The organism is Novosphingobium resinovorum, assembly GCF_001742225.1.
Taxonomy (GTDB): Bacteria; Pseudomonadota; Alphaproteobacteria; order Sphingomonadales; family Sphingomonadaceae; genus Novosphingobium; species Novosphingobium resinovorum_A.
The window spans coordinates 38,659-61,284 of record NZ_CP017079.1; the positions used below are offsets into that span (position 1 = coordinate 38,659).

The following is a 22,626-nucleotide window of genomic DNA, read 5'->3' on the forward strand; positions in this document are numbered from 1 at the left end:
CGCGGCTCCACGGAGCCAGCAAAGCCGTCTCCGCCCATTCGGGTGACGGTCAGGGCTATAAGGGAAGATTAGCATGAATGATGCGATGCGAACGACGATGCAGGCCGCGCCCAGGCACAGTGCATCGCCGCGCGTCGAGGCAATCGCGGCATGGCTGATCGCCGCGCTCATTCTCGCAGGCGGCGGTATCGTTGCACGCCTGATCGTCGATTATCCGCGGCTCCTGCCGAACAGCTATATCGGCTTCCTTATCTACCGCGCTGGACCCACGATTGCGCTGCTATGGGCCTGTGCCGGCGCTGCGATCGCGATCAATGCCGCGACGACACGCCTGATGCTCTTGTCCGCATTGTGCGGATCAATCGTTGCGGTTCTCGCTCTCGCCATTCTCTAGCCGCTAAATGTGCGGCCCTGGGCCGCGCCTTGCCGGTGGTGGCAGCTGCCACCGGGGGGGAACACCAAGGGCACCCGCCCTTTCGTTCCCGAAGCATAATCGACAGGACCGGGTTGCTCGACAAGTTCGGCCAGTTCCGGCGCGCTCACGCGCGCCGGGGCCTCCCTAGTCGCGCCGCCCGCACCACTCCCATCGATTTTGCTTCCCCCTCCCCATCCCGCGCTTCGCCAGCGGGTCAGAGCCGCAGGCCGCAGGCAGCGGCTTCGCCTAAAGGAGTGAAAAATGACCATCCAGACCATCCAACTGAACAAGCTGGCGCTTTCCGACCTCAACGTGCGGAAGGTGAAGCCCAAGGAAATTGAAGCCCTCGCAGCCGACATTCAGGCGCGGGGCGTGCTGCAAAACCTGATCGGCTATGATGAGGACGGCAAGATCAAGATTTGCGCTGGAGGGCGGCGCTACCGGGCCTTGAAGCTGTTGCAGAAGGCAAAGACCATCCCCGGCACTTTCGAGGTTCCCGTTGAAATCCGCAGCAAGGACGAGGCGCTGGAAATCTCTCTTGCCGAGAACGCGCAGCGTGAGGACATGCACCCCGCCGATGCCATCGCCGCCTATCGGGCGATCATCGACAGCGGCAAAGACGTTGACGATGTTGCAGCATCGTTCGGCGTCTCCCCCGCCTATGTCCGCCGCGTGTTGAAGCTGGCGGCGCTGCACCCGACCATTCTCAAAGCCTTCCAGAAAGACGAAATCGGCATGGGCGCGGCGCAGGCTTTCGCGCTGACAGACGATCAGGACCGCCAGCTTGAGGTTTTCAAGCGCACCGGCGACAACGCCCACCAAATCCGCGCCATGCTCACCCAGGAGAAGGTTGCCGATACCGACAAGCATTTTCGCATTGTAGGCGAGGAAGCCTATTGCGCCGCAGGCGGCACCTTCACCACCGATCTTTTCGGAGAACGTCGCTATTGCGATGATGCGGGCCTTGTCATGGACCTTGTGCAAGATCGGCTCGACGCCATCGCCAAGGCGGCGCGCGAAGATGGCTGGCGCGATGCAGAAGGGCAGCTCTACCGGCCTGATTCCTACTGGATGCGCGGCCATCTGGAACCCGCTGGCGAGCGCCATCCGACCGAGGAAGAAACCGCGCAGCTGGTCGAGATCGAGGCGGCAATCGCCAAGCGGGAAAGCGAGGTGGACGAGGACGAGCACGACTATGACGACGAGTTGCGCGCCCTGACCCGCAAGCAGGACGCTATCGTATCGGCTTGCCGCGTCTTCACCGCCGAGCAGAAGGCCGAGCACTCGCTTATCGTCTTCATCGGGCATGACGGTATCGAACAGGTTGCGTTCACGCGCAGCGCCAAGGGCACCGCCGCCGATGGCCCCAAGCCTCCCCGGCCCGACTACTCGCAGAAGGTCATGGATCAGCTGGGCGGCATCCGCACGATGGCGGTTCGGGAAGCCCTTGCCAGCGACCCGGAGCTGGCGCTGGACGTGCTCTTGACGGGCCTATTGGGGCAGGTTCGCGGCAACTCCTATTCGTGGCAACAAGCCGCCGAAATCACCGCCGAGAAGAACCGCTTCCATGTTGACGAGGCGATCATGGGCCATTCCACGATTGCCGACATTGACGAAATCGCGGGGGCCGATCTTGCCCGCTTGGCCGAGACACCCACGCTGGACGACATGCGCCAGATGGACAGCGAAGCGAAATTGCGGCTGCTGGCCTACTGCGTGGCCTCGCAGATCACGAGCCTTTCGTTCCATAGCGACCGCGACCGCCAGCTGGCGCAGATCGTCGGGGCCGCGCAGATCGACATGGCCGACAAGTGGGAACCCAATCAGGTATTCTATGACCAGCTTAGCAAGGCCACGCTCTTGAAGCTGCTGGCCGAAGGTTGCGGCAACGACGCCGCAGAGAATTGCCAGACCATGAAGCGCTCTGATCTTGCCTTGACGGTCAACGAGCGCCTTGCGGGGCGGCGCATCCTGCCCCCCGCCCTTCGACCCTCTGCCTTGCCCGATGCCGCTGATAGCGAAAGCCAAGCGGCATGACGGCATGGGGAGCGCGCTTCACTCCCGCGCTCCCCGCAAACTTGCGGGGCGGTGGCAGCTGCCACCGCACCCATTTTACAGAACGCAGCCGGTAAAATCGGCCGCGTATAATGAGCGGCTAGGGCCGCGCGTTGCCGGTGGTGGCAGCTGCCACCGGGGGAACACCAAGGGCACCCGCCCTTTCGTTCCCGAAGCATAATCGACAGGACCGGGTTGCACGCCAAGTTCGGCCAGTTCCGGCGCGCGCGAGCGCCGGAGCCTCCCTAGCCGTGCCGCCCGCACCACTCCCATCGATTTTGCTTCCCCCTCCCCATCCCGCGCTTCGCCAGCGGGTCAGAGCCGCAGGCCGCAGGCAGCGGCTTCGCCTAAAGGAGTGAAAAATGGCTAAGGAAACGAACCGGATCGACATTTATCAGGCCGTCACCGACGACATTCTTGCGATGCTGGAAGCGGGCACCAAGCCGTGGGTGAAGCCGTGGAGCGGTGGGCCGACCATTCCGCTCCGGCACAATGGGGTCGCCTATCGTGGGATCAACGTCCTCAGCCTTTGGGCCAGCGCTATGCGTCAGGGCTTCGCCTCGCCCTATTGGCTGACCTTCAAACAGGCGTTGGAGCTGGGCGGCAATGTCAGGAAGGGCAGCAAGGGAACCACCATTGTCTATGCCAACAAGCTTGTCGTGAAAGACTCCGAGACGGACAACGAGCGCGCCATTCCGTTCTTGAAACGATACACGGTTTTCAATGCCGATCAGGTCGAAGGACTGGACGGCAAATATCCCGCGCCCGCCCCGATCATCACCAATCCCGAAACCCGCGACGTTGAGCTTGAAGTGATGTTCTCTCGCATCGACGCAACCGTTCGCATCGGCGGATCGCAAGCCTATTACCACACCCGCGACGACTATATCCAAATGCCCGCTTTTGAAGCGTTCCATTCCGCCGACGACTACTATGCCACGCTTGCGCATGAGGCCGTGCATCATGCAGGGCATGAAAGCCGCCTCAACCGAAAAACCCTGATTTCAACGAGTCGCGCCGACTATGCGAGGGACGAACTCGTGGCCGAGCTGGGCGCATCCTTCATCGGCGCGATTGTCGGTTTCAAGGTCGAGGAACGCGAAGACCATGCCGCGTATATCGAGCACTGGTTGACCGCGCTCCGCAACGACAAGCGCGCCATTTTTGAGGCAGCCCGCGAGGCGCAGAACGCCGCCGACTACCTGTTGGCGATGATGACCGACCAAGCGGATTGAATGCCCCGCCCCGCAAAATGCACGAGACGCCGCGCTTGCGCGGCGTCTCATTTCAGGAAAGTGAAATATGGGGGGCTACTCAATGTGGTTTATATACAAATCCCGACATGTTAACTATGGGCGGGAGCAGGTCGTTTTTAGGTGCAAAATGGAAAATATCATCGACACCTACAGGAATCGCATCAAGGCGATGGGGTATGAGCCGCGTCGGCAGGAAGACATTCCTGACGTGATGGCAGCTTATTGCGAAGCAATCGCAAATTGCAAGATTGAAGGACTTGAATTGGTTTCGGATGACCACTCTTTTTGTTTGCTGTTGGTCGAAACCCAAATTCCCGTCGATGTGGCGATTGGTCTGGCGCAGGACTACAACCGTGATGTTCTGTCCCGCCAGAAACTTGCTGCATGATTGGTGAGCGACCCTTACACCTGGCGTAACAGCGACGTTCTTCGGAACAAGCTGGGAATCCGCGCCGATAATATTCTCAAGGAGCGAGAAGCTTTCTTCTCGGTTGTCCGGCATGGCGAGCTGATTGTGCAGCGCGCCATGCCGGCGACGAATGCGCGCGAGTATCGCGAACTGCACAATCATCTGTTTCAGGATGTATATGATTGGGCGGGGCGCTTTCGGACTGTGGACATAAGCAAACCCGGCAGCACTTTTGCGCGAGCGCACTTCATTGCCCGCAGCATGGAGCACGAATTTAAGCAGCTGCCCGACCTCCAAACCCTCAAGTCGATGGATCGTGATCGCTTTGCCGATACCATGGGACGGCATATCTCCGAATTAAATGCCGTTCATCCGTTCCGTGAGGGCAATGGTCGTACCATGCGGCTGCACTTGCAGCTACATTCCCTTGCGGCCGAAAAATTCGTCTCGATCCAGGCAATGGGGCCGAAGGACTGGATGGAGGCGAGCCGCGATAGCTTCCATACCGGAAATCACGCCTCCCTCGCCAAAGTTATCCGTGATGCCATGCCCCTCGAACAGAGCCGCGTCGAGCCAGCGCGCGGGCCAGCGGGCATCGCGTTTCCGCCCTCGATGGAATCTCTCATGCCAGCTGGCGAACGGCGCGCTATGAGCATCGAGCAAGCCAAGGATCAGATCAGCCGTTACTTACCTACTGCGCAAACCGTTGCGTCGCGGCAGTATGAGCAGCTTAACCGGATCGCGGAAACGTCCGCTGACATGCGCCAGCTAGCCGCCCGTTCTGCGCAGGAACTCGCCTTTTTCCGTGATCCCAAAGGGCCGATGCACCACCTTCAACTGATCGAACAGCGCCGCTATCATCAAATCGAAGTCAGTTGGTCCGAGGGCATGGACCCGCTGCAACGAGTCCGCGCCATCAGCGCGGGCACTGCTGATTTCCTTTCGAAAATGACCGACCGCGACATTCAGGCCGCCGATCGCGTGCTACGTCTGCAAGTCATGCCTCCCGGCGTCAGTCAGGTTGATCTACGCCTTGCCGCGCAATTCGAGAAAAACTCGCCTGAGCAGAACCGGGCCGATGCCAGGTTCGCGCAATTCCAGCTGGCCATTGATAAGCGCGTCGCCACAGCTACCGAGCGCGGCGCATCGAAGGAACAGCTGGCGCAGATCGTCGAAAGCGCAAAGGCGCATGTCGCCGCAACATTGCGCGAAGGCAAATCACCGACACAGGCGGCCGAGAAATCAAAGGACCGCGAGCGCTGAAAATGAGCGGCCAGGGCCGCGCGCCTAGTAGTCTGTCAGCTGCCACATAGGATCGAGCGGCCCAGGGCCGCGCCCCGTCAGTAGTGGCAGTTGCCACCGGGGGGAACACCAAGGGCACCCGCCCTTTCGTTCCCGAAGCATAATCGACAGGACCGGGTTGCACGCCAAGTTCGGCCAGTTCCGGCGCGCTCCCGCGCGCCGGGGCCTCCCTAGACGCGCCGCCCGCACCACTCCCATCGATTTTGCTTCCCCCTCCCCATCCCGCGCTTCGCCAGCGGGTCAGAGCCGCAGGCCGCAGGCAGCGGCTTCGCCTAAAGGAGTGAGGAAAATGGAAGCGACAACTGACCAGATCGCCACCATCGCGGCGCTGAACGACATTGCGCGGCGAACGATGGGTGTGACTTGTCGCACCGTGATTACGCAAGGCATCGCGGCGCTGGACGAGAACACGCAGTCCGACATTCTCAAGATGATCGAGGGCTTTGAGGATTTCACACCCGACAACGACCCGCACGGCGAGCATGACGCCGGTTTCCTTTATCGTGATGTGATCGGCCAATGGCATACCCGCTGGACTGACGACAGCACGCGCCCAGCCCTCTCGGTCATGTGGAAGTTCGACTATTACGACCGCGATCTTGAATTTGGCAGCGCCGAACCGTGGAATCCCGATGCCACAACCCGCGTGCTCACCATTCTCCTAACCAGTGAATATTGAGGGAGGCCATCATGACCAAATCGCCCCCGGTTATCGAGCTTAGCTGGCGTGATGAGAATTATGGTTCCGTCTGCGCCGTCGCCGCTTTCCGCAACTATGCGGGCACACTGGATTGGAGCGACCGCACCCACCAGCGGTTTCGCGGATGCCTGAAACGTGCAGGCTTCGCGTTCCATTGGGGGCGATGCAGCTATATCGCCACCAGCGGCACCCGCGAAGAGAGGCAGCACGCCCTTTGTGACGAGCTGGCCCGCGCAGGATTCCAGATCGACAGCGGCGACGTGAGGGCAGAGGCATGAACCGCGAACGCCGCAAGCAGATCGCCGCCGCCCGCGTGCTGATCGACAAGGGCAAAGCCCTGTTGGATGAGGCGCGCGACATGCTTGAAACCGTCAAGGATGACGAACAGGCCGCCCGCGAGAATCTACCACCCAGCCTTGAGGACAGCGAACGTGCGCAGGCGATGGACGCCGCAGTTTCCGAACTGGAAAGCGCGATTTCAGCCCTTGAAGACTTCGACGCCGACGAGATCGGCACAAACCTCGACACCGCCAGCGAATAGGAAGGATTGACCATGCAACCCATGCGCCACCTAGATCGAGACACGCGCCGCGCCCGCCTTCTGGCGGCGCGCACGCGCCCCGTCGGCGGCATCAACCGGCGCGGCATCTTCACCGGCCATTGGGACGGCGGCGATGTTGTGCGCCAGTTTCGCGGCGACAACGGATCATGGATCGGCCTTGCCGCCTACAAGGCGAAAGAAGAGCCGGAGCCGCAGCCATGAAAATCAGCAACACGGCGAGCGCCGTTCGCGTCACCCTCTCGCCTACCGAGATCAGCGATTTGCAATTTGTGATCGAGGCGGCCGAGCGCGCGGGGCATTATATGCCCGCGCGCGTCCCCAACATCATGGCGGCGCTGACGCGCAGCGCCGACGATGTTCGGATGAAACAGGCGATGAAGCGGGCGGAAAAAGATCGCGTAACGCGGATCGAGCAGGACCGGCGCGCGCGCGAACGCCAATTCATGCTAGGCGACCGATACAGCGTCATGGCGAGCCGCGCCGACTACGCCGATGCGTCTTCCGATCCGGACGCGCGCCAATGGGTTGACCTAGTGTTTCATGAAATCATGCAGAGGCCGCTTCCCGATCAATACGAACTCCGGCGCGACGTGTGGCGTGTCCACGTTGTCCAACTGGACGGCGGCACGCTCGGCGCTGTTGTAGGCGGCGATTGCACTCAAACCGCCGACCCCGCCGAAATTGCTTCCGTAGCGGAGCAGCTGATCGCCCGCTTCGAGGGCAGAGCTTGACGCGCGTGGAGCGGTGGCAGCTGCCACCGCTCCAGAGAGATCTAGAATTTGGTGATGAGAGGCAGCAGCGCCGCCGCTTGGCTTCCCAGGACCGGCACCCAATAATTCGCGGCGCGGTAATCAGGGCCATGATCGACCGCCATCACCCCAAAGACATATCCGATCATCGGCAGCGTCCACAGCAGACGCCCGCCCAGGTCCACGCCCATCAACACCAGCGCAACGCCGAGCACGGCCCAAAGCGGAATCAGTCGTTCCATGATTTCGCGATGACGGACTATTCGCCATGCGCTTTCCCGGTCATCGGCGCTAACCTGCGATACGAGGCCCATAGCTTCCCCTTTTCATCAACGGTCGCCGGCGATCATCCAATGGCTTCACGAAAATGTGAAGAGCGTTTCGCGCGCATTGTCGTCAATCCGTTGTATAGCCTTCATCGAGCGAGGGCGAAGGACTGTGACAGCGGCCTTTCGCAAATCCTCTCGCTCAAAGGAGGTGATGTGATTTGACAGCATATGAAGCAGCTCAATTGACGATCGCAGCCGTCGCGCTCGTGATTGCAATTGTGAAGCTGGGGAAGTCCGATAAGGGCTGATCCAGCGGGGCGGGTGGTCTGACAGGGCCGCCCGCCCTAAAAGTTTGAACCCGCCGTGTGACAGCACGGCGGGTTCAGGTAGGTGCGTGAAATGAATCAGCACACGAAGCATTGCCTATATAGCCCTTTTCCCTTGCCAATCCAATAGCCGGCGTGCGCGCGGCGCGTTCCCCTCCTGTTCCGTTTGGCGCATAAGCGCCCAATGGCCGCGAACTACAACCGCCCCAAGCCCATTGATCCTATCTGGTATCGGCAAGGCTGCTATCTGCGCATCCAGTGCGCTTGCGGTCGCCGCGTCGTCGCCCCGCTGGGCGACTTCGCCCGCTCACGCCGCATTTCTTTCGATACCCGCATATACGAACTCATCGCGCGGCTTCGGTGCAGCCAGTGCCGCCGCAAACCTTATGCGGACGTGTCGCGCAACCGCTCGGGCAATTAAACTGACGGAGGATCCGATTACTCGGATGCTTCCGGCGCTATCCGTTGGGCATGTCGCCGGCGACATGCCGCAGCGCCCGCTAGGTCGCCGCTATGCTATGACCTGGCGGGCGCTTTTCCTAGATTGAGGCGGCAATGCCGCCGCGCCCGCTGTTCGACTTCGGGGCCTGTTCCTGCCCCCTGCCGCAAGGGCTGGACCGTCTCGGCCGCTATGCGGCCTCGCTTGGCGATCAGGCGGGTTTCCCCGCCCTTCCTTCGCTTCGCTCCGTGCAGGACGGGTGATTCCCCTCCCCCCTGATCGGCCCTGATTTGCGGCATTCCCCGGCCCTGCTCGCCGCTGGGCAGAAGTCGATGACCCGTCATCGCCTTCGGCTCCATTCTAGGCAGGGAAAACAGCACATGACCGACATTCCGCTGGCCACAATTCTTCGGATCAACGCCGCCCGCACCATCCCGCTCACTCGCTATGAGGAAGAGGGCAATTTCGACCGCTTTGGCTACATCAAAGACCTTGCCGAAAATCATGGCGCTGACCTTCCCGCTGTCATCGAGATTGCCGACCTACTAGGGCCGGAGGAAGATTTTGACGGCCTTGTGACCACCATCGAGGACGCCGCCGAGGGCTTCGGCTTTGGTGCTCTTATTGTCGGGGGGGCGTGAACATGGGCCAGGAGCTTATGACGCCCGCGCAGATCGCGGATATTTGCGACGGCCGAGACAAGGCCATAGCCCTTTGGCTCAGCCTCTATGACACCTACCATGCAACCCGCGACGAGGCGGCCCGCCTGACCCTTGGCGGCGCACTGTCGCTGTCATGTGGCCGCGACTGGACCGAGGACACGTTGACCCGCGCTTTTATCCAGTCGCAGCCTATCGACCAGCGCGACAAGGAGACGGGAGCGCGCAAGACCATCGACGCACGCGACAATTTCGAGCGCGTCTTGACGCACACGATGGACCGCCGGTGCTGGGCGGCCCTCATGGAGCAGCTGGGTTTTGACCAGCTGCTAGATCAGCAGGCCCGCAAGGAGTTTCATGACGGCTTGCGCGATGATCCCGTGCCGTTCACGCCCGACAACTGCGCCGCCACTTTCGGGAATATCTGGACCAACCGGCGCGACCTTTATTTGCGCGGCATCGCCAACGTCTTCGCCAAGCTGGATCGCCGCTTTCGCTCGCACAACGGTTTCAAGATCGGCGCGCGTCTCATCATCGACCGCGCCTTGAACGAATGGGGATCATGGGACCGCTACGAGCGCCGCGACACGTTGCGGGACGTGGAGCGCGTCTTTCTGGAACTGGACGAAAAGCCCCCGGTTTCAGAGGGCCACAGCATCGCCTCACAGGTTGCCGATTCGGCACGCGTGCGCGGATCGCTGCCAACCGTGATCGAGGGCGACTATTTCCGCGTTCGCGTCTTCAAGAATGGGAATCTGCACATATGGTTCGAGCGTGACGACCTTCTGCAGAGCGTGAATCTGTTGCTCGCGGAATATTACGGCGAGGCTATCGGTGATGGCTATGAGACGACCGAGGCAGAAGCGGCCCCGGCCTATCATATCACGCCCGCTAAGAACTTCGGCGCGTTCATGACTTCCCCGGAGATCGCCGCCCAGGTCATCGAACATGCGAGGATCAGCACAGGCCAGCGCGTTCTAGAGCCTAGCGCGGGAAAGGCCGCGCTTGCTTCGGCCGCGCGCAACGCTGGTGCCGATGTAACTTGCGTGGAGCTGCAACCCGGCTTCGCCCACGAACTACGCGTAATCCACGGCTTTGCCGATGCGATCGAGGGCGATTTTCTCGCATTGGACCCGGCCCATTACGCACCGTTCGACGCGGTGATAATGAACCCGCCTTTTGATCGAGGCCGCGACTGTGACCATGTGCGCCATGCCCTCGCCTTTCTCAAACCGGGAGGCGTGCTGGTGGCAATCATGAGCGCGCGGGCAGAGTATGGCGAGGATCAGCGCCACAAGGCGCTACACCGCATGATCGCTGGTTGCGAGGCGATCTATTTCCACGGTCGCAAATGGATCGACCTTCCCCCCGGTTCTTTCGCCCACGCCGGAACCAACGTGAACACTGTTTTGCTTGCGATCCGCAAGCCGGGTTGATCGGTGCAGGCGGTGGCAGCTGCCACCGCCTGTCCTGGCGCAGATTGAGGCGGCAAGCCGCCGCGCTGATTTGTCGCGTTTGGGGCCTGTTCCTGCCCCCTGCCGCAAGGGCTAGACCGTCTCCGCCGCTGCGCGGCTCCGCTTGGCGACCAGGCGGGTTTCCCCGCCCTTCCTTCGCTGCGCTCCGTGCAGGGCGGGTGATCCCCCTCCCCCCTGATCGGCCCCGTTTGCGGCATTCCCCGGCCCAGCGTCGCCCGCTTTCGGCAGAAGTCGATGACCCGTCATCGCCTTCGGCTCAATTAGGAAGGGAAAGCCCATGAAAATCCGTATCTACCGCCAGACCGAGCAGGACTTTGACCGGATCGAGATCGAGGGCGCGACCTTTGAAACCATCGTCAGCCGGGCAGCGGTCGAGGGGCTTCAATGCAGCGGTTACGACAGCAATCCGAGCCAGCGGCCTGAGTTGCAGGGCGCACCGAAATTCAAGGGCGTTTGCGGTCCTATGTGGGATGGCGATGCGATCCGCTACGAGTGCAGCGCCACCTATGCGGAGTTGAGCGCATGAGCGCCGCCGCCGCGATACGCACCGCGCAGGCCGACCAGCTGGGCGACCAGATCATTGCCGCAGGCTTCGCGCCAAACGGCTTTGTGCTGGACATTAACGGGGCGCTTGATGTGCCCCGCGACTTTCCCCTTTCCGCGCCGTGGAATCTGCCGTCGCGCCTGTTTCAGTTCCCCATCGAGGTCATCCGCGCAGAGCAGGACGAGCCGCGCAAGATCGGCCTTCGCCATCCTTTGCTTGCCGCCCATCCTTTCGTGCAACACGTCGAGCGTGCGCTTGGGATCGAGATCGCCCGCGATGGCGTGACGAACCGCCACGGCTACAGCAACCGCGTTCATTCGCTCTGGCATCATGCGGTGGACCTTATCAGCGCCGGGAAATGGCGCGAATTGCTCGCCACGCAGGAGTTCACCGAGCCGCGCAATATCTTCAATGCCGTTGTCTATGGCCTTCGCTATTCGGACCACGCCGACAGGAAGGCGAGCGGCCACATCAGCACCGTCGAGGCCCGCCAGATCATGCGGGAAATGGGAGCTACCGAGCCGACCGACCGCGCCGCGTTGCTTCGCAGCTTTTCCGCGCCGTCGCCCTGCCAGCAGGAACGCGGGGCCGAGCATTGGCCGATCAATCTTCACGGACCTTGCGCCGAGGATAAGGCATGGTCTTTCATCATCGGGATCGAGGATGGTTGGTTTTCCTATGACCGTTCCGGGCATCTGCAATGGTCCCCCATGGGCCGCGACCGTTACGCGGCAGGCGATAGCGCCAGCTTTACCGAGGCGAGCGGCCAGACCGCTTTCGCCTTTTGAGGGGATCGAGCATGGCCCGCCATTGCATCCGCGAACCTCGCTACGTTCCCCCGGTGCAGCGCATCGGGGAGCAACCCGACTTGTTCGGTGGACCGACCCTTAGCCACGTTGCCGAGCGCCAAGGACCGCCGAAAGGATGGCAGCGCCAATTGCAGAAATGGGGCCGCTGCACCGTCATTGCCGATCTTGAGGCAGCGCCGCCGTCTGTCATCGACCCTCCCCCGTCCCCGTCTCCGGTTTTCCTTGTCGCTTGCGTTGCTGCGAAGCTGGACCGCCCCGCCCCGGCGCGCGATCTTTACGCATCGCCATGGTTCCAGAAGGCCCGTGCCTATGTCGAACGACAGGGCGGCGCATGGTTCATCCTGTCAGCAAAGCATGGCCTGATCGCCCCGGAAACCGTCATCGCGCCCTATGACGAAACGCTAGGCGCGATGAAGGCAGGCGCGCGCCGCCTTTGGGGCGCGCGCGTGATCGAAGCAATGGCCGAGCAGATCGACGCCGCCGCGCCGCTGATCGTTCTCGCAGGCCGCAACTATCGCGATCCCCTTTGGCCGCAGATCGAACGGCGCGCATCGGTTCCGATGGAGGGGCTTGGAATCGGTCAGCAGCTCGCTTGGTTGAGCGACAACTGAGAGCGAGAATTGTCGCGGTCCATGCGCAACTTCGCACGATGCGCTTCGAGGGGGCATCTGTTTGTCGCGCCGCCCTTTCAATCTATCCAACGCCATTTGGCGTTGTGAGTTTGAGGATTATAGGCCCAGCAACGGCCCAAGCCCCCCGGTAGGGCCGCCCACTCTCGGCAAGCGCAAATGGCGTAGTTTGCGCTTGCCGGGAGACCAGTTGCCCTCTCTATATGGCAAGGTGACTGCCCTCTCACCGACAGCGCCCTTGTGGACCCAAGATCAGGCCATCGCCTATGAGGCGGCCCTTGAGGCCATCAACGACGTTATCGCCGGTTACAGTGAGCAGATCGCGCTCGAGCATGGTTGCGTAGCGCCGAACGCGGCGCGGATCGCTTGGCTCGAAATGCGGACGGATCAGGCATCGGCCACCGGCCATGCGCTCAATGTGGTGGATGATGAGAATGTCCGGCAAACGCTGCTGGAATACAGCGCGATCGTTCGGGCGCGAGACGGCGCAGGGTGAAGGTCCGCTCGATGGGCGGGCGTTAGTTTGTTAAATCCCCCCGTCAGTGTCTTCCTAGCATGAGGGCTGCACCAGGCCGCATCAAGGATCGGCGGTTCCCCCAATTTGCTGCGCAAATCGGCTCCCCCACCGCCCGCTAGCGCGGCCGCTTCGCGGTCCCTGACCCGACCCGGCGCTGCCCTCCCCTTGGCCTTGCCAATTCCGGCAACAAGGAGGTTGTTATGTCTCATCGTCTGTTCGCTCAGCTGGCTTTCGAGCGTGCGCTTGGAAATGCTGCGATCGAGGCGCTGGCGACCGCGTTGAACGATAAGGATCATTTCGACGCGGAAAGCATGTGGCCGAAAGACCCGATGTTTATCGGCAAGACGAGTGCTGACATCGAGGCGGTTGCGGCCGAGCTGGGCCAGATCATCGAGGACCGTATAAAGGACGTGCTCGACGGCCCCGGCATCCGCAACATCGAGCGCGGCGAATGCGTCTATCCGCAAGTCGTCGCGGTCGTGCTGGCGGCCAAGGCGAAGCGCGGCCAATCCGGCTGACGCCGGAGGGGCGGGCTAACCCCGCCCCCTTTCGCCCGCTGGGCGAAACCGATGATCTCGGTGCCATGCAGAGCGCGGGGCGGGGCATCGAACCCCGCCCCGCGCAATCTCTTCTCTCTGTGTGTCGTGGCATTTTGGCATGGGTGCGCGCCAGCTTTCAAGGATCGGCGGTCCCCCCAATTTGCTGCGCAAATCGGCTCCCCCACCGCCCGCTAACGCGGCCGCTTCGCGGTCCCTGACAGCCGGCGCCGGTGCCCATGCCGGGTGTCTCCCGTCACCAACGAGAAGGAGAACCGGATGCACATCAAATTGTTTAGAGCACTGAAAGCGGCTAATCTGTCCGACGACGCCGCAGCGGAAGTTGTAGAGGCTATTGAGGAGTATATCGCCGTGAAGGTTCAGGAGGCGAACAAGGGAATCGAAAGCAAGCTGACGGCACAAACTTGGGTCATCGGCAGCGTCGGTTTCGTCCTCGCAGTCATCGGCCTCGCGCCCGCTTTCATCAAACTGTTCCAGTAAGACAAAGGGAGGCTTCGGCCTCCCTTTTTTTGCCGAACCGCCTGATTGTCAGGAGACGCAAATTGACCGACTTCGCACAAGCACGGCTCGATATGTTCGAGAGCGGTTTATTCGGCCAGGGCAATGCTTTCTGGCGCTGGATCGCCACGGACGAGGCGCGGCCCTATCTGACCGCTTTCGCCGTCGATCGCGCGCCACCCAGCGGAAGCGAGTTTTTCGCGGCCGATCTTAGCGCCGAGGATCTACTTGATTCCGAACACCTGGCCGAGCTGGCCCAGAAGATCGAAGCGGCTCACGGCTACCCCAAGACAGGAGAACGACAGTGACCGCATCACTCGCCGAGCGTCGCAGTCCGCTCACCATCAAGCCCGACCCGTCCAAGGCCGCGCAGGCGTGCCGCCTGCTGATCCGCGCCTATCTTGACGGCCCCGATGGCGTCGAATGGTCGGACGTCCAAGACGCCCTGACCGTCGCCCTGCAAGCCTTTCACTTGCCGGAGACGTTCGTTGAAACCGAGGGCGGACGATGGCAGTAAGGCACAGCACTTCGCGCCGTGGCTTCCGAAACACGCAGGAGAATTCAATGCGGAACATCGCTCTAGTCCTGGCATTACTTGCCACCACTGGCCCCGTAGCAGCGCAGGATTACCTAGGCACGCATCTCGACTCGGTTCGAGACGAAACACTGCGTCGTCACCAACAGGACATGGTGACGGACAGGCCTGGCGAGAGAAGGTCCAAGGCGCCTCCGCGTACCACGCCGTCACGGCAGGTTTCGCAGGCCGAGCGGCAAGCCGCCTTCTCTAGAAACAAGGCCGAGTATCGTCGCAGGATGCTGCGGGACGGCCCCGCCGCAGCGAACCGATGGCTGGACGAGCAGGCTGGCGCAGCCCCGGCCGACGCCCGTCCGAGGGCGACAACGCGCACCGGCAAGACGAGCTGCAAGAAGGTTCGCTGGGTCAATCGCGCGACGCCGGGATTCGGTGGAGGCCCGATGACAATGAGCCGGGTCGCCGTCTGCGCGGACTAGTTTGCGAGGGACGCGATCCGCCCCGACCCGGCACGACTTAAGCGCTTAAGCGAAGCCGCCCCTCGGGGCGGCCTGGTTCGCCTATCGCGACCCCGGCGTTGCGCCGGCGTCGGGTTCCTTGTTCGCAGCTCCGGCCGGCGGCCGCGTAGCATGCTCCGCACAGCTCACCCCTTCATTCCCTGCATTACAACCAGCTCCATCATTCTGCTGCACCACCACCAGGCGTGCCGTTGAGCTGTTGTTGCCGGGGTTAGGATCCACGACCCCCGCAGGTGGAGTCACCGTGGCCGTGCTGACTAGCCGCAGCCGCCTAGCGGCCCGCAGCGGTGGCCGGGGAACCGGCCACCGCACCCGCAATCCGAGACAGGAGCCACGCCATGAGCAACGACACCGAGACGGCAGCCCGTGCCCTGGTCGAAGCCACCCGCAGCGGCAAGCTCGGCGACGCCTACCGCGTCCTGGACAAACGCCCCGTGGACGAGGTGCAGGCAATCGCCTTGCAGGCCGGATTCTCGTGCATCAGCCGCACCAACCGGCGCAGCTTCATGGTGCACATCGTCCGCCAGGTGGCGGACGCCGCCCGCAACAAGACCGACGGCTACGGCCTGCGCGACCTCGCCGCCAAGGCGGCGCGCTGACGCCCGCCGCCAAGGGCCGTGACCGGCCCCTTAGCGCCGTGCGCGCCGGGGTTATTTGCGAGTAGCTGTGCGCTGTTGCTCCGCCACGTCGCGGATCATAGCTGCCCAGCATCCCAAGATCATGCCCTCTTCATTATCGACTTCGCTTGTGGCGACCGCATAGATACCCAGCAAGTTTGCAACCTCGCTCGCCTCGACAATGCCTTGGCGCGCAAGCAGCGTGGCAAACATCGAGAGTGCTCCCCCCATTGCCCGCACCAGCGGCGCATCTTGTAGCAGTCGGTCAAATTCGCGGGGCGGGTTACTGGACATAGATTGTTCCGATCAAATTAAGCGACTGCCTTTCAGGACTTATCGCGGGAAGTGCTATCCGCTGCCAATAATTCGACAACCGATAATCCGAAAACATCGGCAAGGCTCTCCAAGGTAGCAAGCGTTGGATTACCATGTCCGCGCACCATGTATGAAATATGTGACGCCGCAACGCCCGAGCGTTCGGACAACTCCCCTTGAGTTATGCCTAGTTTCTTTAGTTCGCGAGCGATGTTGGCCCCTAGCTGGGCCATCAACGGCGATGTTCGTTTCAGGTATATGGTTGGCATCGTGTTCGCGTCCTTCTGGCTAGGCGCAGAATGTCGGCACGGGCAGCATGGCGCAATAGGGTTGCTCTAGAAGCTATTTGCGCCATGGCTTTCGCGCCTAGCGCAGATGGTATAGATTGTGCGCCATGTTCGTGCTGGAACATGGGATAATGAACATGCAGTCACCGATCGCGCTGTTTAATGCGAAGCTTGCCAAGACGGCGAACCATAGCGCAACGGCTTCGGCTGATAGCCTCGGCGGCAGCGCGATCGAGCGGATCAACGATCCTCACATTATGGACAAACTGCTAGCAACTCTCGAACCGCGAGAAGAGCAAATTGTGCGCCTAAGGATTGGTGGTCCCGAGGGGGAAGCGCAAACGCAGCGAACAGTGGCAAGTGTGGTGGGGCTTTCGCCTGGTTCGATCGGACAGATCGAAGCAAAGGCCTACAGACGGATGCGATGGGTGATGAACAATCTCGGCACGGACGCGGCCGTGCTCGATGCGCTCATTGCGAAGCGAAATGCTGATAGGGCGCGGGAAGAGGAAGTTGCCGCTAGCGCGGCCGAAGCAGCGGCCAGAGAGCAGGACCAAAAAAGGATTGATGCTCGACACCGCGATGAAAGGCGGCGCGCGAAAGCTCGAAAGCGAGCGTGGGAGCGCCAGCTACGCAAGGCGGAGGAACAGCACCAGGCCTTGAATGATGAGGCGGCTTATCTTGCGCAGCGCATAATCGCGCTAGAAGGACGGAACCGGGTCATTCGCATGTTTCTCCCCCGCAATTCTGAGCTTGAGCGATTGCGCGCAAGAGCGCGCCAGTGCGGAATTGAAATCGCACAAGCGGACGCAGGCATTGCCAAGCTTCGCTCATCGCCGCCCGAGGGGCCTGACCTTGCTGACTGAGAACGTTCCTTCCCCTGCCCCACAGATTGCCCGCGTCTATCTGCGCGTCAGCACCGACGCGCAGGATTTGCGTCGCCAAGACGCGATCGTGGGCGAAGCAAAGGCCGCAGGCTACTATGTCGCGGCGGTCTATCGAGAGAAGGCATCGGGTGCCCGCGCCGACCGCCCCGAGCTTTTGCGAATGATTGCCGATCTTCAACCCGGCGAAGTAGTGATCGCGGAGAAGATCGACCGGATAAGTCGTCTCCCCTTGACCGAGGCTGAGCAGCTGGTTGAGACAATTCGTGCGCGAGGCGCGCGACTTGCCATTCCCGGCGTCGTGGACCTGTCCGACCTCGCGGCCGATGCCGATGGCATCGCCCGCATCGTGCTCGAATCTGTTCAGGCGATGCTCTTGAAGATCGCCTTACAGATGGCCCACGACGATTACACCGATCGCCGCGAGCGACAGCGCCAGGGTATCGCCTTGGCAAAAGCCGCAGGTCGCAGCGGAGGGCGCAAAGGCGATCGGGCAACGCACGCCCGCATTGTGGCATTGCGCGAGGCGGGCAAGAGCATTGCCAAAACGGCAGAGCTGGCCGATTGCGACCGCAGCACAGTCAAGCGAGTATGGGCGGCGCATCGCGCCGCCCAGGTGCAAGAACCCAGCCCTCAGCGAAATCACCGTGAGCGGAAACGCTGATTGCCCTTTCTGTTCGGCTTCGCGCCGGTGGCAGCTGCCACCGGCAGTCCCCTGCCCGCGTCAACGGACTGCCAGCCAGGGAAAGAGCGGCGGAGCCGCGACAGGGTTTTCCAATCGCCCCCATGCCGATCGAGCGCAGCGACCTATGGGCGCCAATGGCCGGTGGCAGCTGCCACCACCGCCAGTCCAAATTGCTGCATCTACTCGGGCGGTTTCCTTTGGGCGTTGCTGTCTGACGGATACGAACTGCGCATCGCCACTAATGCGGGCAAGCAGAAAACCGGCCTTCGGCCTTGGGTTTCCGCAAGCGGACCCTCCCATTTTCAGCTTGCCCGCGTGGCTCAGCTCCGCCGCAAAAAATCCGTCAGCAACGCTTATCCAAAGGAGACTACCATGCAGAACATCGCTGAATTTCGGATCATCGGCCGCGTTGGCAGTGTCGATACGACCGATAAAGTCACCCACGTTTCCGTCGCCGCGAACTACAACCGCAAGGATGGCGATGAATGGAAGACCGATACGCACTGGAACCGTGTGACGTTCTTCCGCCAGCTGGCAGAGCGCGCCGCTGATCTGGGCAAGGGCGACCTCGTTCACATCACCGGACGGGTCCGCCAGAACAGCTACGAGAGCAATGGCGAAACCCGCTACTCGGTGGACCTGATCGCTGAGGGGCTGGGCATCCTGACGAGGGGCGGGGCTGATTAAGCCCCCTCCCTTTCCCCATAAGACGGGCGGCCTAGCGGCCGCCCTTTTTTGTGGACAATGCCTCTCATAGACCCTAACGATAATAGGGTTTAATTTTGCGAGGCATTTGTGGCGGCCAAACTGTTCAATCGTGTAGCGAGCTTGCGCATCGCTGCCGGACTTACGCAATCCGAGCTGGCGGCGAGGATTCACGTCTCACCTGAAACAGTCGCCGCCATCGAGAACGGCAGGCAGGACGCCACTTTGATAACGGCGCTCCGAATGTCCCACGCACTGCGAACTCAAGTGCCGAACATCTTTAGGGAGCAGCCTTTCCCTAAGCTGATCGGCTCCGATCGAGGCGAGAGCCGCACAGCTTAGGAGGTCACTATGCGCCGTCAGATCGTCAGCAAACTCCGGCGTGCAGCAAGCGCGCTACGGACGGCTATGCTTTTGGCGTGGCTTATCCTGCTGATCGCAGCTGGCGCGCTCATGCTGATCGTGGCTCTTATTGTCGCCACGCTGGCCCACGCTGCCTTTGGCTGGTGGGGCGTGGCCGTGGTCGCAGCTTTCGTGCTGGCGGCTATCTTCGGCAAAGATCCACCGACCGAACCAACCAGCCCGCGTCGCAAGCGCAAGGGCCTTCACCTGAATGACGATCCGAACCCATGGTATATGCAGTCGCAGTATCGCTTCGGATCGGGAAATAGCGCCGCCCATAACCGCTGGCACAAGTAGCCCGTGGCGCAGCCATTGAAGGGATTCTCAATGCGAACAATCGTAGTGACTAATGAGCGCGGTGGCATCGGCAAGACCACGCTTACCTGTCATATCGCGTGGCATCTGGCCGAGCAGGGCAAGCGTGTCGTGGTCCTTGACCTGGACAAGCAATGCCACAGTGCCGGAATGCTGAAAGCCGAGTTCGAGCAGATCGGGCCGGTTCAGTCGATACTCGACTTCGCCCCCGTCGAGGAACCTCCGGCGCTGGCTTGCTTCAAGAACACGAGGCAAGTGGTCGAACTGACGACTGACGGCCCGCAGCAGGGCCAGCACATCGCCGCCTATGTTCGCGCCATTCGTGCCGGCCTTGCCAAGCACTACGACTATTGCGTGATCGACACGGCCCCGGCTTGGGATGGCCGCAACCTTATGGCGCTGATCGCATCCGATTATGTCGCGGTGCCTTTAGACCCCGACAAAACCGCACGGCAATCGCTCAACGAGATTTCGCAAAGCATCAGCCTTGCCAATAAGGTTCGGGGGGAGGGCAACGAAACCCGCTTCGGGATCGTGTTCAATCGTGTGCAGACGACGAGTGAAGTGTCTAAAATGCTCATGGAGCGGATCGGGCAGGCGCTACCCGCCAATGTTGTCCCGCATACCATCCCGCACCGCGAGCATATGCGCGAGGCGGCCCTTCTCGAAATTCCCGTGTGGCGACTTGCCAAGGATACGCGCCGCAGCGCGCCGGTCCTGCGCGAAGTCGTCTCCTACATTGTCGATCAAGCTGAGAGGGAAGCCGCATGAGCAAGGCAGCTGTCAAACCGGCGAAGAAGAGCTTTGCCGACTTCGATATGGACGCGATGGATTTTTCGGCCGTCCCCGCGAATACCGAGTTCAAGGCAGCTGGGCGGTTTCAGCGCCTTCCGCTCGCTGACATTGATCCAGACCCCGCGCAGGTTCGCCGGGAGTTCGACCAGGCCGAGATTGATGCACTGGCCGCGACCATCAAGGACCGCGGCTTGCTGCAACCCATCGTCGTCGCGCCAACATCGAACGGCCGCTACATCATCCGATACGGCGAGCGGCGCTACCGCGCGTGCCGCCAGCTTGGTTTCGACCAGATCGACACCGTTCTGGATCAGGCCGACGCCGAACGCGATATTGGCCTCGACCAGTTTCTTGAGAACGAACAACGCCAAGCCCTAAGTCTGGCCGAGCGCGTCAGTTTCATCGCGAGCCGCGTCAGTGACACGCTTTCGACAAAGGATCTAGCCGCGCGCATCGCCAAGCCGCATTCGGAAGTGAAGCGCCTCTACTCGCTGCGCACCTTGCCCGAGGACATTCTTGCCGCGTTGAAGAATTGTTCTCCGCGCGCCGCCGTCGCCATCAAACACGCGATCGAGCTGGACGAGGAGGCCACGCGCAATTTCGTGGTCACGAATGAAAATCCGACAGCCGCCGCCTGCGAGCAGTTTCTTGCCACGCTCCAAGGCGGTCCCGATGAAGAGAGCGCTCAGGCCGGCGCCGCTAAACCGAATGACGATTCAGCGCTGCCCCAAGAATCGCGCGCGCCGGTGGCAGCTGCCACCAGTGCAGCAGATGAGCGTCGGGAGCGGCCCGAACTGGATGCCGGCGACGACGAGCGGGAAGGGGAGGGCGCTGCGCTTGCCGAGCGTTCCGATCACAAGCCGCGCACCCCCCGTCAGCCGAAAGAGGCCAACGACGCACCGGCCATCATCATTCAGGGCCGTCGCGGGATTGTTCTCAGCGGCCAGGTCACGGTTCGGTTCGACGGCGAGGCTGCGCCCCAAACCTTCGACTTCTGATAGCTTTTACCGTCCACGTTCACTCAGCATTGAGGCGGCGTGGAATTTTGAAGCGGTGGCAGTTGCCACCGCTTTTTGTTTGTGGGGTAGGTATCTACTTTATGGCAGGATAAGCCTTGCGGCGGCTAATGTTAACCGATACGCTCAATCCTATCGGATCGCGCTTCACGGTTGGGAGATACCTACCCCACATGGAAAAGACGCTGGGCTTCAAGATCGAGGCGGCCAAGCTCGCAAAGATCGACGCGCTCGCGCAGACGAGGGGAGGGCGCGGCCCCTTCATGCGTCAGCTGGTTGACGCGGTGCTCAGGCAGTCCGGGGCGGCCATCGAGGCCGCGCCTGTTGCCGACCGCGAGGCCGCTGGCGAGCACCGCCTTTATCTTCGGCCCACCGAAACCGAACTGGCCGTGATCCGCCATCGCGCAAAGGAGCGCCGCATGACCCCGGCGACCTGGGCGATGGCTCTTGTGCGGCGACACATCGGCATTGCCGCGCCTGTCGATCGCGAGTTGCGCGAAGAGCTGTTGAATTGCCGTCAGGCGTTACAGCGCATTGGCCGCAACGTGAATCAGATCGCCCGAGCGGCGAACAAGATGGCGCTGGCGGACAATGCAGCGGAGATCGCCGGCGAGCTGCATAAGGTCAACGACCTGCGCGCGGCGATCGGCGCGGCCGTCGAAGGTATCGGTGCAGCCACGAAGGCCGATCTTGTCTATTGGGAGGTGCCCGGTGAGCGACTTTGACAGCAGCTTTGAGGCGGGCCAGCTCGCCGCGCTGTTCAAACCAAAGCTGACCAGCGACCCGAACAGGCGCGGCGCCGACATGTTGCTGCGCTCGCTTAGTTCGAGGCGAGCAGGCCAGGGCGGGAGCACCCGGGCGCGGCTTGCTCGCATTGTCAGCCGTGCTCCGGAGGTCATGGTCAAGGTTACGGGCAGGCCGAAGGGCAAGAACCACGCGGCTGCGCATTTCGACTATATCGGCCGAAAAGGCGATGTGCCGCTTGAAACGCGCGATGGCGACATTCTGACTGACAAGGAAGATCGGGCGGCGCTGGCGCGCGATTGGGGCGATCCTGTCTATTGGCGTGACAATTCTACCGTAGCCGCCGTGAGCATGGTTTTTTCGATGCCGGCAGGCACAGACCCCGACAAGGTTCTTTCAGCGGTGCGCGAAGTCGCGCGGAGCGAGATCGGGCATGAGTGGGATTACGTCCTGGCGCTGCATACGGACACACCACGGCCTCACGTGCATGTGACGGTTGCAGCGCGCGGTGACACGGGGAAACGCTTCAACCCGCGACCTCAAACGCTGCATCATTACCGGGAGCGCTTTGCTGTCAACGGCGGAGCAAAAGTCGGCCATTCGGCGGCGTAAAACCAGGCCACGGTGTTACATGCCGGGGG

35 protein-coding genes are annotated in these 22,626 nt (G+C 61.9%); 32 read left to right on the plus strand and 3 right to left on the minus strand.

Going from position 1 to position 22,626, the window contains the following annotated elements; translation table 11 throughout:
* The first annotated feature begins 73 nt into the window (after positions 1–73).
* From BES08_RS31375 to BES08_RS31420, 10 genes are all read left to right on the plus strand, one after another.
* A complete protein-coding gene (locus tag BES08_RS31375; protein WP_020819818.1) occupies positions 74–394 on the plus strand; it encodes a hypothetical protein in 321 nt (106 codons plus the stop codon).
* 282 nt (positions 395–676) lie between these two features.
* On the plus strand, positions 677–2,452 hold the full coding sequence (locus BES08_RS31380) for a ParB/RepB/Spo0J family partition protein (RefSeq protein ID WP_059153608.1): 1,776 nt from the start codon (positions 677–679) through the stop codon (positions 2,450–2,452).
* Between the two features lie 380 nt (positions 2,453–2,832).
* Positions 2,833–3,705 (plus strand): ArdC family protein, encoded by an 873-nt coding sequence (locus BES08_RS31385; RefSeq protein ID WP_059153607.1) that lies wholly within the window; start codon positions 2,833–2,835, stop codon positions 3,703–3,705.
* Positions 3,706–3,853: 148 nt separating this feature from the next.
* Positions 3,854–4,114, plus strand: coding sequence for a hypothetical protein (locus BES08_RS31390; protein ID WP_022684640.1), 261 nt, complete (start codon positions 3,854–3,856; stop codon positions 4,112–4,114).
* 3 nt (positions 4,115–4,117) lie between these two features.
* Complete coding sequence (locus tag BES08_RS31395) at positions 4,118–5,398, plus strand: Fic/DOC family protein (protein WP_069710412.1); 1,281 nt, start codon at positions 4,118–4,120, stop codon at positions 5,396–5,398.
* Between the two features lie 328 nt (positions 5,399–5,726).
* Positions 5,727–6,116: a DUF3768 domain-containing protein gene (locus BES08_RS31400; protein ID WP_008831643.1), complete on the plus strand. Its 390-nt coding sequence runs from the start codon at positions 5,727–5,729 to the stop codon at positions 6,114–6,116.
* An 11-nt stretch (positions 6,117–6,127) separates the two neighbouring features.
* Positions 6,128–6,415: a hypothetical protein gene (locus BES08_RS31405; protein ID WP_030541545.1), complete on the plus strand. Its 288-nt coding sequence runs from the start codon at positions 6,128–6,130 to the stop codon at positions 6,413–6,415.
* On the plus strand, positions 6,412–6,678 hold the full coding sequence (locus BES08_RS31410; protein ID WP_008831641.1) for a hypothetical protein: 267 nt from the start codon (positions 6,412–6,414) through the stop codon (positions 6,676–6,678). Before BES08_RS31405 ends, BES08_RS31410 begins: the two co-directional genes overlap by 4 nt.
* A 12-nt stretch (positions 6,679–6,690) precedes the next feature.
* Positions 6,691–6,900 carry a hypothetical protein gene (locus tag BES08_RS31415; RefSeq protein ID WP_004213310.1) on the plus strand — a complete coding sequence of 70 codons (210 nt, stop codon included), beginning with the start codon at positions 6,691–6,693 and terminating at the stop codon, positions 6,898–6,900.
* Positions 6,897–7,430 carry a hypothetical protein gene (locus BES08_RS31420; RefSeq protein WP_037520606.1) on the plus strand — a complete coding sequence of 178 codons (534 nt, stop codon included), beginning with the start codon at positions 6,897–6,899 and terminating at the stop codon, positions 7,428–7,430. Before BES08_RS31415 ends, BES08_RS31420 begins: the two co-directional genes overlap by 4 nt.
* Before the next feature lie 41 nt (positions 7,431–7,471).
* Here the strand turns inward: BES08_RS31420 and BES08_RS31425 are convergent, their stop codons facing one another.
* Positions 7,472–7,762: a hypothetical protein gene (locus BES08_RS31425; RefSeq protein WP_008831821.1), complete on the minus strand. Its 291-nt coding sequence runs from the start codon at positions 7,760–7,762 to the stop codon at positions 7,472–7,474.
* 465 nt (positions 7,763–8,227) lie between these two features.
* Between BES08_RS31425 and BES08_RS31430 the strand changes: the two genes are divergently transcribed.
* From BES08_RS31430 to BES08_RS31490, 13 genes are all read left to right on the plus strand, one after another.
* Positions 8,228–8,464, plus strand: a complete 237-nt coding sequence (locus BES08_RS31430; protein WP_008831822.1) for a hypothetical protein — start codon at positions 8,228–8,230, stop codon at positions 8,462–8,464.
* A 134-nt stretch (positions 8,465–8,598) separates the two neighbouring features.
* On the plus strand, positions 8,599–8,745 hold the full coding sequence (locus tag BES08_RS33840; RefSeq protein ID WP_021223025.1) for a hypothetical protein: 147 nt from the start codon (positions 8,599–8,601) through the stop codon (positions 8,743–8,745).
* A gap of 117 nt (positions 8,746–8,862) precedes the next feature.
* Positions 8,863–9,123 (plus strand): hypothetical protein, encoded by a 261-nt coding sequence (locus tag BES08_RS31435; RefSeq protein ID WP_008831823.1) that lies wholly within the window; start codon positions 8,863–8,865, stop codon positions 9,121–9,123.
* 17 nt (positions 9,124–9,140) lie between these two features.
* Entirely contained in the window at positions 9,141–10,577 is a 1,437-nt protein-coding gene (locus tag BES08_RS31440) for a DUF4942 domain-containing protein (RefSeq protein WP_008831824.1), read from the plus strand.
* Between the two features lie 316 nt (positions 10,578–10,893).
* Positions 10,894–11,142 (plus strand): hypothetical protein, encoded by a 249-nt coding sequence (locus BES08_RS31445; protein ID WP_030541643.1) that lies wholly within the window; start codon positions 10,894–10,896, stop codon positions 11,140–11,142.
* Positions 11,139–11,948, plus strand: coding sequence for a hypothetical protein (locus BES08_RS31450; protein ID WP_008831890.1), 810 nt, complete (start codon positions 11,139–11,141; stop codon positions 11,946–11,948). Before BES08_RS31445 ends, BES08_RS31450 begins: the two co-directional genes overlap by 4 nt.
* A gap of 11 nt (positions 11,949–11,959) precedes the next feature.
* The gene (locus BES08_RS31455; RefSeq protein WP_030541642.1) at positions 11,960–12,580 is read left to right on the plus strand and encodes a DUF6884 domain-containing protein; all 621 of its coding nucleotides are present in this window, start codon (positions 11,960–11,962) and stop codon (positions 12,578–12,580) included.
* Between the two features lie 256 nt (positions 12,581–12,836).
* A complete protein-coding gene (locus tag BES08_RS31460; protein WP_008831892.1) occupies positions 12,837–13,094 on the plus strand; it encodes a hypothetical protein in 258 nt (85 codons plus the stop codon).
* A 221-nt stretch (positions 13,095–13,315) separates the two neighbouring features.
* On the plus strand, positions 13,316–13,633 hold the full coding sequence (locus BES08_RS31465; protein ID WP_006953908.1) for a hypothetical protein: 318 nt from the start codon (positions 13,316–13,318) through the stop codon (positions 13,631–13,633).
* A 297-nt stretch (positions 13,634–13,930) separates the two neighbouring features.
* Positions 13,931–14,152 (plus strand): hypothetical protein, encoded by a 222-nt coding sequence (locus BES08_RS31470; RefSeq protein WP_004213291.1) that lies wholly within the window; start codon positions 13,931–13,933, stop codon positions 14,150–14,152.
* A gap of 62 nt (positions 14,153–14,214) precedes the next feature.
* A complete protein-coding gene (locus BES08_RS31475; RefSeq protein WP_037471423.1) occupies positions 14,215–14,478 on the plus strand; it encodes a hypothetical protein in 264 nt (87 codons plus the stop codon).
* On the plus strand, positions 14,475–14,687 hold the full coding sequence (locus BES08_RS31480; protein WP_059153606.1) for a hypothetical protein: 213 nt from the start codon (positions 14,475–14,477) through the stop codon (positions 14,685–14,687). Before BES08_RS31475 ends, BES08_RS31480 begins: the two co-directional genes overlap by 4 nt.
* An 871-nt stretch (positions 14,688–15,558) precedes the next feature.
* The gene (locus BES08_RS31490; RefSeq protein ID WP_030540871.1) at positions 15,559–15,819 is read left to right on the plus strand and encodes a hypothetical protein; all 261 of its coding nucleotides are present in this window, start codon (positions 15,559–15,561) and stop codon (positions 15,817–15,819) included.
* Between the two features lie 51 nt (positions 15,820–15,870).
* Here the strand turns inward: BES08_RS31490 and BES08_RS31495 are convergent, their stop codons facing one another.
* Positions 15,871–16,131, minus strand: coding sequence for a hypothetical protein (locus BES08_RS31495; RefSeq protein WP_228223103.1), 261 nt, complete (start codon positions 16,129–16,131; stop codon positions 15,871–15,873).
* A 32-nt stretch (positions 16,132–16,163) separates the two neighbouring features.
* On the minus strand, positions 16,164–16,421 hold the full coding sequence (locus BES08_RS32585) for a helix-turn-helix domain-containing protein (protein WP_008827847.1): 258 nt from the start codon (positions 16,419–16,421) through the stop codon (positions 16,164–16,166).
* 125 nt (positions 16,422–16,546) lie between these two features.
* Between BES08_RS32585 and BES08_RS31500 the strand changes: the two genes are divergently transcribed.
* The 9 genes from BES08_RS31500 (at position 16,547) to BES08_RS31540 (ending at position 22,597) form a co-directional block, all read left to right on the plus strand.
* On the plus strand, positions 16,547–17,305 hold the full coding sequence (locus tag BES08_RS31500; protein ID WP_051768229.1) for a sigma factor-like helix-turn-helix DNA-binding protein: 759 nt from the start codon (positions 16,547–16,549) through the stop codon (positions 17,303–17,305).
* Positions 17,295–17,987: a recombinase family protein gene (locus tag BES08_RS31505; RefSeq protein ID WP_030540873.1), complete on the plus strand. Its 693-nt coding sequence runs from the start codon at positions 17,295–17,297 to the stop codon at positions 17,985–17,987. The genes BES08_RS31500 and BES08_RS31505 overlap by 11 nt, the downstream gene beginning before the upstream one ends.
* A gap of 393 nt (positions 17,988–18,380) precedes the next feature.
* Positions 18,381–18,695: a single-stranded DNA-binding protein gene (locus tag BES08_RS31510; RefSeq protein ID WP_030540874.1), complete on the plus strand. Its 315-nt coding sequence runs from the start codon at positions 18,381–18,383 to the stop codon at positions 18,693–18,695.
* Positions 18,696–18,803: 108 nt separating this feature from the next.
* Positions 18,804–19,055: a type II toxin-antitoxin system RelB family anti-toxin gene (locus BES08_RS31515; protein WP_059153604.1), complete on the plus strand. Its 252-nt coding sequence runs from the start codon at positions 18,804–18,806 to the stop codon at positions 19,053–19,055.
* A gap of 9 nt (positions 19,056–19,064) precedes the next feature.
* A complete protein-coding gene (locus BES08_RS31520; RefSeq protein ID WP_228168057.1) occupies positions 19,065–19,412 on the plus strand; it encodes a hypothetical protein in 348 nt (115 codons plus the stop codon).
* Positions 19,413–19,415: 3 nt separating this feature from the next.
* A complete protein-coding gene (locus BES08_RS31525; RefSeq protein WP_231958572.1) occupies positions 19,416–20,201 on the plus strand; it encodes a ParA family protein in 786 nt (261 codons plus the stop codon).
* Positions 20,198–21,223, plus strand: coding sequence for a ParB/RepB/Spo0J family partition protein (locus BES08_RS31530; RefSeq protein WP_059153603.1), 1,026 nt, complete (start codon positions 20,198–20,200; stop codon positions 21,221–21,223). Before BES08_RS31525 ends, BES08_RS31530 begins: the two co-directional genes overlap by 4 nt.
* A 191-nt stretch (positions 21,224–21,414) precedes the next feature.
* Positions 21,415–21,966, plus strand: coding sequence for a plasmid mobilization relaxosome protein MobC (gene mobC, locus BES08_RS31535; protein ID WP_021245545.1), 552 nt, complete (start codon positions 21,415–21,417; stop codon positions 21,964–21,966).
* Positions 21,953–22,597 (plus strand): relaxase/mobilization nuclease domain-containing protein, encoded by a 645-nt coding sequence (locus tag BES08_RS31540; protein WP_231958574.1) that lies wholly within the window; start codon positions 21,953–21,955, stop codon positions 22,595–22,597. Before mobC ends, BES08_RS31540 begins: the two co-directional genes overlap by 14 nt.
* The last annotated feature ends 29 nt before the right edge of the window (positions 22,598–22,626 follow it).